We start from the raw sequence: 12,335 nt of genomic DNA, 5'->3' as shown, positions 1-12,335 counted from the left end.
GCAGCTAATTATTATCCTGATATACCATATCTAAATCTTCTATCGCATATCTTTGAATTCTATTTAAGTCAACGGCTTCATCAAGGCTAGTCTTAAGCCTATCTCTTTGAAGCTCATAACTTACTATATCTGCCTGTAGTCTATTATACTCAAATCTCTCATTTGACAAATTTATTCTTTTATTTATCAAAAAAGTAGTCATAGCCATTAGCATAGAAAAAACAAAGAGACTTATCCAGAATTTCATCATTCTATCTCTCTTTCTTAGCAAATCGATATTGTAAGACTTAGATCTTTTTGGTTTTTCTTTTACCTTCAGTCTAACTCTTCCTTTATTATTATTTTTTATTATCTTATATTCTATACGCTCAGCCATATCATATCCTTTGACATACTCTAAGTTTAGCAGGTTTACTCCTAGAATTAGCTTCTAACTCTTCCTTGCTTGCTGTGATTGGCTTTTTGGTTATCAATTTTACCTTAGCCCTATGATCACATACGCAAACTGGAATCTCTGGCGGACAGATACAATCTGTCGCCAAGTCTTTAAATTTATTTTTAACTATCCTGTCTTCTAAAGAATGGAAAGTAATTATAGCTAGTCTGCCATCTTTATTTATAAAATCTATAATATCATCAATGGTATTTTCTAATACGTCTAACTCTCTATTGACTGCAATCCTTAAGGCTTGAAATATCCTCTTTTCAGGATGAACTTCATTCTTGAAGTTCGCAGATTTCATAACAATATTTCGGAGTTTGAAAGTGGTATTAATTCTTTCATTTGCGCGATACTTTACTATATTTCTGGCTATGGATTTAGAGAATCTTTCCTCACCATAATCAAAAAATACCTTTGTAAGTTCATCCTGAGAGTATTCATTGACAATCTTTTCTGCTGTTAACTCATTTTGTCTATCCATTCTCATATCAAGTGGTCCATCTTTCATATAAGAAAAACCACGCTCTGGATTGTCGATTTGATACGAGCTGACGCCAATGTCCATCAGAGCACCATCGATTTTATTAAAACCCGCCTCAGTCAAGACTTCTTTAATATTTTCAAAGTTAGTATTAAAAAATACAGTATTTTTGTAGTCTTTTAAATTTTCTTTGGCAGCTTTAATGGCAGTTTCATCTTGGTCTATGCCTATAAGAAGTCCCTTTTCAGATAGTCTTTCAAGGATCATCTTAGAATGACCTCCCTTTCCTAGGGTTAGGTCAGCATAAATTCCGTCTGGTTTAATATTTAAATTTTCTATAGTTTCTTTTGCAAGAACTGGTATATGTTCAAATTTCATATCATTCATCCATAATGTCGGATAAATTCACCTCGACTTCGTTTATATATTCATCCCAAACTTTTCTATCCCATATTTCTATGGTATTGTTATTGCCAATTATTATGGCCTCATCTGAGATCTTAGCATAGTCCTTAAGATTCTTATTTATCAAGATCCTTCCTTGTTTATCAAGGTTCATCTTGACAGTGGAAGAGAAAAATAGTCTTTTTATAGCACGATTTTTCTTATTTTCATAGATTAACTGGTCAAGGTTTTGAGACCTTTTTTGAAATTCTTCTTCTGTATAAATTACTAAGGAGTTCTCAGGTCCCTTGGTAAGATAGAATTCTTCCCCGAGAGAAGGTCTAAATTCACTAGGCATCATTATTCTGTTTTTTGAATCCATCTTATGGATATATTCACCTAGGAACATTTCTTACCACCTTTTACCACTATCTTCCACTTCACTATCATTTTATCCTATATCAGGGAAAAAAGCAAGAAAAAAGACCGGTTTGAAAACCGGTCAATATTTACCAACTTATTTAAATTTGATTATTCTATCAGCTTTCTCTTTAGATTTAGCTTTTTGAAAATAAGGTGGGAGATTATTTTTATGTGCATATATAAATAAAATAACTCCTATTATTACAAAACCAATTGAGACTAGCTGAGCAGTCCTAAGACCAAGTACATATAAGGAATCTGTTCTAAGACCTTCTACAAAAAATCTCAAAACTCCATAACCTATAAAATATATGGCTGTTTGCTTGCCCTTGCTTGGATTTTTCTTTCTATAAAAAATTAAAAATAGAAATATTAGAAAATCTCCAATTGATTCATAGAGGAAGGTCGGATGAACCTTGACCCCATCTATTATAATTCCCCAAGGCAAGTTTGTTGGCCCGCCATGAGCTTCGGAATTTGCAAAATTTCCCCACCTGCCTATAGCTTGGGCAAGAATAAGGGATGGAACCATAACATCTGTAAGATCTAATATTGGAATATTTTTATGCTTAGCATATATCCATAAGGCTATAAGTCCTGCAAATATTCCGCCGTGGATGGCAAGACCTCCTGCCCTGAAGTTTAGTATCTGGCTTGGGTTTGCTCCATAAAAATCCCATTCAAAAGCTACATACCAAAGCCTTGCTCCAATAATTCCTATTGGGAGGATTACAAAAAGTATATCGTAAATAAAGTCTTCTTCAAAACCTCTTCTTACAAATTCTTTCTTGGCAAATTGGGAGGAAATTAATATTCCTCCAATTATTATTATGGCATACCAATATATGTCTAGGCCAAAAATAGAAAAGGCTACCCTGTCTATATTAAATTCCATCTTATTCCTCGCTTGGCATATCCCAATTGTGATATACTTCTTGGATGTCGTCATGATCTTCTAAGGCATCTATCAATTTGTTTAGCTTTTCATGATGAGAAGCATCTACTTCGATATTGTTAGCTATATATGAAATATTTGCTCTTTCTATCTCATAGCCCATTTTCTTTAGGCCTTCTACTGAATCATTGAAGTCGCTTACTTCTGTGAGTGCTTCATAAAAACCATCTAAATCATCAACATCACTAGCACCTGCTTCTAGGGCATCCATCATAAATTGGTCAAAGTCTTTACCCTCTCCATCTACGATTATCTCTCCCTTTCTTTCAAATAAGAACATTACAGATCCATCTGTTCCAAGATTTCCGCCAAATTTATCAAAGATATGACGAACATCTGGTGCTGTCCTATTTTTATTGTCTGTTAGGCAATCTACTATAAAGGCAACTCCGCCTGGACCATATCCTTCATAAACTAATCTTTCATAGTTTTCTCCGCCTGCTTCACCACTAGCTTTTTTTATGGCCCTTTCTATATTATCATTTGGCATGTTATCTGCCTTTGCCATTTCGATAGCTGTCTTAAGACTTGCGTTATATTCTGGATCTAGTCCGCCTTCTCTAGCTGCTACTGTTATATTTCTAGCGTGTTTGGTAAAAATCTTACCTCTTTTTGCATCTTCACTACCTTTTTTATTTTTTATCTTACTCCACTTATTATGTCCTGACATTAAATCCTTCCTTTCTCATAGAGCATTAGCTCTTTTATTTTATTAATTTCTATATTAGCGCTTGTCAAATTTATTAGATCTTTTTCAAACTTTTCGTACTTATCATGTCTTACATAGATTTCAAACTTTACTATATCTGTGTAAGCCTTGTCGATTACTTGATATTTTTCTTCGTTTATATAATTTTCTATCTGACCTAATAGATTATATGACAAAATTAATTCTACTACAAAATAATCTCTTTTGTAAATAAGATTTGGACCAATTGTATCAGCTACCCCTTTTGTATAAGCTCTTACAAGTCCTCCCTTACCTAGAAGCTTGCCCCCAAAATACCTAGTTACAACTACGCAAACATTTGTGGCTTCTTCCTTTTCAAGGACTGATAGCATGGGAAGGCCGGCTGAGCCTTGGGGCTCGCCATCATCGTTATATCTTTTAATTTCTGGAGTGGTATTTATTATATAAGCTGTACAATTGTGGGTTGCATCCTTGTGGTCTCCTCTTACTTCCTCTATAAAAGCTAAGGCTTCTTCTTCACTTTCTACATGCTTGGCCCTTGTAATAAATACTGACTTTTCAACTTCAAATTCTGAAGTCTTGACTCCTTCTATTGTTTTATAATCACCTGATGATATATTTGTTGAATTTGGCATAATCTTCCTTATTTATTTCAAAAGTAATATTAGTTCCATCGCTGTCATATTCAGTTTCTAATATATCGTAATTTGTCATCATATAATCAAGAACTGCTCCATCACTAAAAGATATGTGCATCTTTACCCTTGTATAATCTTCTTTTATGACTTTGACAATCTCATCTTTTAACCTTATCAAATCTTTATCTTCATGGGCTGATATGAATATTCTCTCATATTCACGTTTATATAGACTTACAGCTGTCAAATCATCTACAAGGTCAATCTTATTAAAGACATAGATAATCTCCTTGCCATCAAGATTTATTTCATCAAGCGACTTTTCTATGGTCTTAATTTGTCCTTCAATATTTGAAGATGAATTAATAACAATTAATAGCATATCAGCAAATTTAATTTCTTCAAGAGTTGTTAAGAATGAATCATTTAATTCCTTAGATAAGTTATCTATAAAACCAACTGTATCTGTTAGAGTCACCTTAGTGTTTGAAAAATCAAGTCTCCTGGTAGATGTATCTAGGGTCGCAAATAACAAATCGTCAGAATAGACGTATTTTTCAGAACCAAACAAATTCATCATCCCATTTAATATCGTAGATTTACCAGCATTTGTATAGCCTACTAGAGAAATATTAAATGAAGACTCCCTAGATTTTCTATTTGTGACTTTTGTCTTTTCGATATCTTTTAAGGATTTTTCAAGGGATTTTATATCTCTTACTATGGCTCTCCTATCGGTTTCAAGCATGGTTTCACCCGGTCCTCTGGTACCAATTCCACCGGCCTGTCTGGATAGGTATGAAAACCACTTATTAATCCTTGGTAATTGATACTTAAGCTGGGCAAGCTTTATCTTAAGCCTGGCTTCACGGGTATGGGCTCTTTGGGCAAAGATATCAAGAATAAGGCTTGTCCAATCTACAACTTTTAGCTTTAACTCTTCCTCTAGGTTATATAATTGGCTTGGAGATAATTCTACATCAAAAATTACTGTCTTTACTTCTAAATTCTCCGAAAGCTCCCTTATCTCTTCAAGCTTGCCCTTACCAATGTAAAATCTTGGATTTACCTTACTAACAACTTGGCTAACAAAAGCAACAGGCTTTCCACCTGCTGTATTTATCAAAGATTCTAATTCATATATTTTAATTTCTTCATCATCATCCCTATCAAGGACATTGACTTGTATTACTTCTTGCATAAAATTCCTTTCCCTAAAGATTATACTTTTATCTAAAATTTAATAAAGTATGGAACTTACCCGCAAAAAATGATAAAATAGATATAGGTATAATTTACGAAATATAAAAAAAATACAAATGGAGGCCATATGCATAAAAAAGCAGCCGCTATTATCATAAAAATCTTACTAATAGTAATACTATTTTTAGGGTCGATTATGGTAATATTTGCAGGAATAACAGGCGGTGCAATACTTGAAGTCATGAAAAATGCACCAGAAATCGATGCTAACGCTATAAAAAATGAAATGAGTCAAAACTCAGTCATTGTAGATGAAGATGGCAATGAAGTAGATGCTATTGCTACAAGTCAATATAGGGAGATAGTTGATTATAACAAAATCCCTGATGACCTTAAAAATGCCTTTGTAGCAGTAGAGGATGAAAGATTTTATGAACACAAGGGAATTGATCCAATATCAATCCTAGGCTCTATGGTAGAAAACCTAAGGGCAGGAAGCATTGTAAGGGGTGGTTCTACCATCACCCAACAACTTGCTAGAAATACTTATCTTAGCAACGATCAAACCTATCAAAGAAAGATAAAAGAAATTTATCTAGCCCTAGAAATAGAAGAGCACCTAAGCAAAGAAGAAATCCTAGGAACCTACTTAAATAGGGTCTTCATGGGCCAAAATACCTATGGAGTTCAGGCAGCAGCCAAAACATACTTTAATGAGGATGTATCAGAGCTAAACCTAGCCCAATGCGCAGCCCTTGCAGGAATTGTCCAATCTCCATCAGAAAATTCCCTCTATAAGTCATTAAAGACCAGCGAAGTGACAAATGAAAAAGTCCTCGGTGAATTTACCATAGACGGGACAAAATATTCTGCAGTTTATAACGAAGCGCCAATAAAGCGAGAAGTATATATACTAGATAAGATGTTAGAATTAGGCTATATCGATAAAAAAGCTTACGATGAAGCTATAGAATTTGATGTAGCAAAATCTATAGAACCTGCCGAAAGAGCTAATACCGAAATCGCCTCATATTTCAATTCCCTACTTGAAAAACAAGTTGTAGCTAAACTTATGGAAAAATTAAATATGAGTGAAAACCAAGCTTGGGATAGGCTTTACTACGGCGGCCTTAAGATTACAACAACTATAGATACAGAGATGCAAAAAACTCTCGAAGATATCTATAGCAACTTCTCATCCTACCTCATGGGAGATACTTCAGGTTGGGATGTCGCTCCCCTACTTAAGATGAAATATGATAATTGGGGAAATATTATAAATACCGATGGCAAGCTCTTATATTATGCAAAAAGCAACTTCTTAAATGAAAATAATGATATAAGACTCTCACCTGATGATTGCCATATGGATGATGACGGTAATATAGTTCTTACAACAAACAAGGCCTATCTAGATCAGGCAAAACTAGTCTTTAGAAACTATTATTCCCTAGATGATGAAAACAAAAACTTAAGAACCCACAGGACAGGAAATATAGACCTAGGTTCAAATAAAAATATATATTTAGATGATGAAGATAATATTGTAATATCAAAATCTTACCTAAAAGATAATGAAAACTTATTTACAGCCTACGATGATGGAAGTTTTTCAATAAATAAGGACTATTATGATATAGACCTAGAAGGAACAATACAGCCACAATCATCAACAGTAATAATCGACCAGGCAAATGGACAAATCAAGGCTATAATGGGCGGACGTGACCAAAAAGGTATGAGAATCCTTGATAGGGCTTCATCTGTTCCTAGACAACCAGGTTCATCAATTAAACCAATAGCTACCTATACTCCAGCACTAGACAATGGCTTTAACCTTGCAACAGGTGTAGATGATGTACCTCAAATGCTAAATGAAGATGGCAAGCCTTGGCCAAACAACGTCTACGAATACTACATGGGAGTAAAACCAATAAGAGAAGCTATAAAAATGTCAATAAATACAATAGCAGTCTCTACCTTAGATAAGGTTGGAATTGATACATCAATCTCCTACCTCAAAAACTTTGGAATAATCAAAGATAGCGGAGCCGACAACTTCGTAAGCTCAGATGAGGATAAGGAAATAAATGACGAAAACCTCGCAGCCCTAGGCCTTGGAGCAATGACTCGTGGTCTAACAGCTCTAGATATGACAGGAGCCTATGCAGCCCTTGCAAACTACGGAAAGTATAACGAACCACTCACCTTCTCAAAAATCGTGGATTCTACAGGTAAGGTCTTATTTGAAGAAAAAGAAAAAACTAGTCATGAAGTAACAAGTCCAGAAACAGCCTACCAAATAACATCAGCCCTACAAGATGCTGGTAAATTCTATGGCAATATCTACCTAAATGGAACAGATTTTGCCACAAAGACAGGTACAACAGATGATTACAACGACTTCTGGTGCCTAGGCTATACCCCATACTACACAGTAGGAATCTGGATGGGATGTGATGATCAAAACATCTCCCTAACTGGTACATCTGCAGAAAGAGCAGCCCTCATGTGGAATGTAATAAATAACAAAATCCTAGATGGCTATGAAGCTGCTAGCTTTGAAGTTCCTAAAGGCATAGTTTCAATGAAGGTAGATACTATGAGTGGAATGCTTCCAACCGATGCATCTTATGCAGACCCAAGAGGAACTGTCATCACAGAAATCTTCGGACCAAATAACCAGCCAACAGCAGAAGACGATGTACACGAGTGGGTAAACGTAGATTCAAGAAATAATCTCTTAGTAAGTAATGTAACTCCAAGCGAGTTTATAGTCTCAAGGTCATTTATAAATCCAAAGAGCAACTACGATCCAAGTAAATTTAATAACATTTATCCAAAAGATTGGAAGCAAAGAATTCCAAAAGCTTATTCTAACCTCGGAGAACCAGAACCTGAGGATGAAGAAGATGATGATGATAAAAAAGATAAAGACAAGGACAAAAAATCTGACAAGGATAAGGAAAAACCAAAAGACCAAGAGCCAAAAGAAGAAAATCCAGAAAACCCACAACCATAGGAAAAGCCGCTTGAATGCTTAAACATTTCAAGCGGCTTTATTTTTTATTACTTATTACGTCCTTGGATAAGACCGAGTACAAATAATAAAATCACTGCACCGACAATGGCTGTAATGATTTGACCAAAAGTACCTGCGGCATAGTTTTTAAAGATGAAGTTACCTAAGTAACCACCAAGTATACCTACAAATATATTAGCAATACCTCCCATTTCGGCATCTCTTTTCATAATTCTACTAGCAATCCATCCTGCTAGGGCTCCTATAATTAGAGTCATAATAAATCCGTAATTTCCCATAATTACTCCTTTCATATTTAAAATTTCAAAGAAATTATTTTTATATTTACTACATTATTATATATATCCATTTTTAGACTTTTTAAACAATTATATTATAGATAAAAAACAAATTTCCTTATCTTTATGGTATAATAAACCTGGAAGGTGAAGTATGGAAAAGATTAATATTTTAATTATAGAAGATGAAGAAAGCATAAATAATATAGTGAAATCTTACCTAGCAAAGGAAGGCTATGGAGTATTTCAAGCTTATGATGGCGAGGAAGGATTAAAAATATTTTTAAATGAAGATATTGACCTAGTTATCCTAGATTTGATGTTGCCAAAACTTGCTGGTGAGGAAGTTATAAAAGAAATCAGAAATAGATCAAAAGTACCTGTAATCATGCTATCAGCAAAAGTCGAAGAAGATGATAAAGTCAAGGGCCTAAGACTTGGAGCAGATGATTATATAACAAAACCTTTTTCTGCAAGAGAATTAATAGAAAGAATAAAGGCAATCCTTAGAAGGATTGAAAAATACAATATACCAAGAGCTGATATTATAAAAACCCTAGATGGTAGGCTTGAGATGGACCTTAAGTACAATAGATTTTTCAAAGATGGTGAGGAAATCTACTTAACCAAAAATGAATTTTCAATACTTAAGACCCTATTTTCAAACCCTAACAAAATCTATACCAGAGATGAGATAATCCAAATAACTTTTGGTTATGACTACGATGCCTATGATAGGGCCATAGATACCCACATCAAAAATATCAGACAAAAAATAGAAGATAATCCCAAAAAACCACAATATATCAAGACAATTTATGGGATGGGCTACAAGTCCGGTGGCATAGATGACAACTCTCAAGAATAAGATAATTAAAAACTTTATAGCAGGGATCCTCTCTTGTATCTTAGTTTTTTCAATTCTTATCACCTTGATGGTCACAATCAACTATAACGACTTATTTAGGCAGTTAGATGATAAGAGGCCGAATGAAATCTCAGATCAATTTATAAGACTAAATAACGATAAGGATATATCAAGCAAATTCATGTGGTCATATCTTGATAACATGGCCCATGATTCAAAAGTAGATATTGAATATTACGATGAAGCTGGCAAGCTTATAAAACATTTAGAAGGCCGTGATAAAAGCGATGATTCTAAGATTCTATCTAAGGAATATAATATCATCGATGATACAACAAACCTAAATGCCGGTAAAATTATAATCCGCTACAACAGGGACCTAACTGGTGTAAACGAAGTTAAAAACAACTTTACCCAGGCTGTAATTTATGCAATTACAATATCTCTTGCAATCGGAACAGTTATAGCTATAATCTTATCTACCAATATATCTAATCCAATTACTTCAATTGGAGAATCCACCCTTGCCATCAAGGAAGGCGTCTATGATCAGATTGAAGAGGAAACAGATATAAGAGAAATTGAAAATCTTAAAGATAATATAAATTTCCTCTCAAACAACCTCAAAAAGCAAGAATCAATTAGGAAACAATATGCCCAAGATATATCTCATGAGCTTAGGACTCCCCTAACCAATCTAAAGCTTACAATCGAGGCCATGAAAGATGGAATAATAGATGCAGATCCTGCCACTTTTGACACACTTACAGCAGAAATAGTAAGGCTTGAAGGCCTCATTGTTGGACTTAAAAATACCTTTGAGGAAAATGTTGCACATGCTGTTTTATCAAAATCCATGGTGGATGTAAGTGAGCTTGTCACATACATCGCAAAAAGTTTTAACGCAAAGGCAAAGCTTAATAATATCAGAATTAACACTTATATCGATGAAGATGTAAGGCTCTATACCGACAGAGATAAGCTAAGCCAAATCATTCAAAACCTAGTTTCAAATGCCATAAAAGCTATAGGCAAAAATGGTACTATAGAGATAAATCTGACTGAGGATGAAAAAGAAATACAAGTAAGTGTTAAAGATAGCGGTATAGGTATAAAAGAAGAAGATATACCAAGAATATTTGATAGGTTCTACAGGGTAGAAGATTCTAGAAATACCAAAGATAACGGAGTTGGCCTGGGACTTGCCATAACCAAAAACTTTGTCCTAGCCTTAGAAGGAAAAATAAGAGTTAAATCTAATCTTGGCTTTGGAAGCGAGTTTAATGTAGTCTTTGAGAAAAATAATAGGATGAACAATGACAAGAAGAAAGACAAACACCTCTAGGAGGTCTAGAAAAGTAAATAAAAATAACAAAGATAGGAATTCTTCACCAAAAAACCAAATCAGAGTTGTTAAAGATAGAAGATCCATGGACAGGAGTGCCAAAGCCCGCCTAAGAAAAAGAAGAGAAAGGCAAAGAATATATAGGCAAAGGAGAATAGCTCTTCTTGCTTGCCTATTAATTGTTATCTTTCTTCCAAGCTATCTTATCTACAAAAAAGTTAATTCCTACAAATCTTTAGATTATCCAAGCTTTAGGGATGAAGTTCTAGATGACATATCAAAAGAAGCTTTTGTGACTTCAACTGAAGGCAGGAGCCTAACAAGTGCTGAAAAATCCAGCGACTTCGATAAGCTTCTTAAATACATGGTTAAAAACTATGCTGTAGATAAAAACAATAGACAGTCTTATGAAGATTTTATCAAGCAAGGTGAAACATATAAGAAAAAAATTGCCAATTCAAAGACTGACCAAGAGTTTTTCACAATTTTGGGTAATTACCTCTCACTATTAAATGACCCAGCAAGCAAAATCCTAGATAAGGATACTTACGACGATTTGTTTGATTATTACAAAAATAAGGGTCAATCTCATATAAAAACTAGCCTTGAAAATCCTCAGGTAGTAAATAGATATAAGAGAATAATAAACGATAAGACCACAAGCAAGGCAAATATAGCAATTGAATCAGAAAGCACCCTAAGGATCAGCCTATCAGTGTTTAAACTTTCAGAGCTTAACACTATAATAGATGAGATGACCAAGGCTGTGACCTCTACCCCATCAATCACTAGAATTATTCTTGATTTAGAGGAAAACTCATCTATAAATTATCTCTTTGTAAATGAATTTGCGAAATACCTAATTCATCAAGACTATAACTTTGAAGATATCTTTTATTATAGAGGGTCTCTTTTAGGCAAAAACCTAGAAGATATCAAAAATTCAAATGAATCTGATTACCAAACCCCTTATATTAAAAATCAAGCAAGTAAAACAAACGAAAAACCAAGCTCTTTTAATCTTGGTGACTATTCCTACTATGATAAGGTGACACTTAAGATAAAAAAGGATAGCACCTTTGCTAATAGGGGAATCTATATTTTGGTAAACTCAAATACCACTAATGAGGCTATTAGACTTGCTTCAATACTAAAGGATTCAGGGGCCTATGTAGTTAAAAACGCCCTAGATCCAAATCCAAATATGAATGATAGGATTTACAATATGATGCCAAGCCTCTTAGTGCTAGACCACTCAGGCCTTATTGTGAGCATAACTACAGCTAGAGAAAAGGGCGAAAATAAATATATAGAATATAATCAAAGAATCAATTCTAAAAATCCAATAGGAAGCATCCTATCTATCGCGGGGTAACCTTTAATTTTAAAATAAGCACCAAAAAAACTAGGCTTTTGACCTGAACCCCAAAATCCGGAATACGGATGGAGGGGTTTTTGTATGCCAAAATACACAAAAGAATTTAAAATCAAACTAGTAACGGAATATTTATCAGGGGAATCTGGAGGCAGTCCGATGGTTGCTAAAAAATATGATATACCCGAAGGTACATTACAAAACTGGAT

12 protein-coding genes are annotated in these 12,335 nt (G+C 34.2%); 4 read left to right on the top strand and 8 right to left on the bottom strand.

The window, feature by feature from the left end; all coding sequences use genetic code 11:
- Positions 1-4 precede the first annotated feature (4 nt).
- The 7 genes from NH286_RS05140 to hflX all read right to left on the bottom strand — a co-directional run bounded on the left by NH286_RS05140 (position 5) and on the right by hflX (position 5,215).
- The gene (locus NH286_RS05140; protein ID WP_265214120.1) at positions 5-376 is read right to left on the bottom strand and encodes a hypothetical protein; all 372 of its coding nucleotides are present in this window, start codon (positions 374-376) and stop codon (positions 5-7) included.
- A 1-nt stretch (position 377) separates the two neighbouring features.
- Entirely contained in the window at positions 378-1,301 is a 924-nt protein-coding gene (gene rsmH, locus NH286_RS05135; RefSeq protein ID WP_265237395.1) for a 16S rRNA (cytosine(1402)-N(4))-methyltransferase RsmH, read from the bottom strand.
- A 1-nt stretch (position 1,302) separates the two neighbouring features.
- On the bottom strand, positions 1,303-1,716 hold the full coding sequence (gene mraZ / locus NH286_RS05130; RefSeq protein ID WP_106460640.1) for a division/cell wall cluster transcriptional repressor MraZ: 414 nt from the start codon (positions 1,714-1,716) through the stop codon (positions 1,303-1,305).
- 108 nt (positions 1,717-1,824) lie between these two features.
- Positions 1,825-2,625, bottom strand: a complete 801-nt coding sequence (gene lgt, locus NH286_RS05125; RefSeq protein WP_106460641.1) for a prolipoprotein diacylglyceryl transferase — start codon at positions 2,623-2,625, stop codon at positions 1,825-1,827.
- A 1-nt stretch (position 2,626) separates the two neighbouring features.
- Positions 2,627-3,355 (bottom strand): YebC/PmpR family DNA-binding transcriptional regulator, encoded by a 729-nt coding sequence (locus NH286_RS05120; RefSeq protein WP_265237393.1) that lies wholly within the window; start codon positions 3,353-3,355, stop codon positions 2,627-2,629.
- Positions 3,355-4,011, bottom strand: a complete 657-nt coding sequence (locus tag NH286_RS05115) for a YigZ family protein (RefSeq protein WP_265237391.1) — start codon at positions 4,009-4,011, stop codon at positions 3,355-3,357. The genes NH286_RS05120 and NH286_RS05115 overlap by 1 nt, the downstream gene beginning before the upstream one ends.
- Positions 3,980-5,215 (bottom strand): GTPase HflX, encoded by a 1,236-nt coding sequence (hflX, locus tag NH286_RS05110; RefSeq protein ID WP_265237389.1) that lies wholly within the window; start codon positions 5,213-5,215, stop codon positions 3,980-3,982. Before hflX ends, NH286_RS05115 begins: the two co-directional genes overlap by 32 nt.
- Before the next feature lie 129 nt (positions 5,216-5,344).
- Here hflX and NH286_RS05105 point away from each other — a divergent pair, with 129 nt between their 5' ends.
- Positions 5,345-8,239, top strand: coding sequence for a transglycosylase domain-containing protein (locus NH286_RS05105; RefSeq protein WP_265237387.1), 2,895 nt, complete (start codon positions 5,345-5,347; stop codon positions 8,237-8,239).
- Positions 8,240-8,286: 47 nt separating this feature from the next.
- Here the strand turns inward: NH286_RS05105 and NH286_RS05100 are convergent, their stop codons facing one another.
- Positions 8,287-8,538 carry a GlsB/YeaQ/YmgE family stress response membrane protein gene (locus NH286_RS05100; protein ID WP_106460646.1) on the bottom strand — a complete coding sequence of 84 codons (252 nt, stop codon included), beginning with the start codon at positions 8,536-8,538 and terminating at the stop codon, positions 8,287-8,289.
- Between the two features lie 154 nt (positions 8,539-8,692).
- Between NH286_RS05100 and NH286_RS05095 the strand changes: the two genes are divergently transcribed.
- From NH286_RS05095 to NH286_RS05085, 3 genes are read left to right on the top strand one after another with little or no spacing between them, the layout of a single operon-like run.
- Positions 8,693-9,406, top strand: a complete 714-nt coding sequence (locus NH286_RS05095; protein ID WP_106460647.1) for a response regulator transcription factor — start codon at positions 8,693-8,695, stop codon at positions 9,404-9,406.
- Positions 9,387-10,751: a sensor histidine kinase gene (locus tag NH286_RS05090; protein WP_265237385.1), complete on the top strand. Its 1,365-nt coding sequence runs from the start codon at positions 9,387-9,389 to the stop codon at positions 10,749-10,751. Before NH286_RS05095 ends, NH286_RS05090 begins: the two co-directional genes overlap by 20 nt.
- Positions 10,723-12,126 carry a peptidase S41 gene (locus NH286_RS05085; protein WP_265237383.1) on the top strand — a complete coding sequence of 468 codons (1,404 nt, stop codon included), beginning with the start codon at positions 10,723-10,725 and terminating at the stop codon, positions 12,124-12,126. Before NH286_RS05090 ends, NH286_RS05085 begins: the two co-directional genes overlap by 29 nt.
- The last annotated feature ends 209 nt before the right edge of the window (positions 12,127-12,335 follow it).

Origin of the sequence: Anaerococcus sp. NML200574 (assembly GCF_026131665.1) — a bacterium.
Classification (GTDB): domain Bacteria; phylum Bacillota; class Clostridia; order Tissierellales; family Peptoniphilaceae; genus Anaerococcus; species Anaerococcus kampingae.
This window is presented reverse-complemented; position numbering and strand designations above follow the sequence as displayed.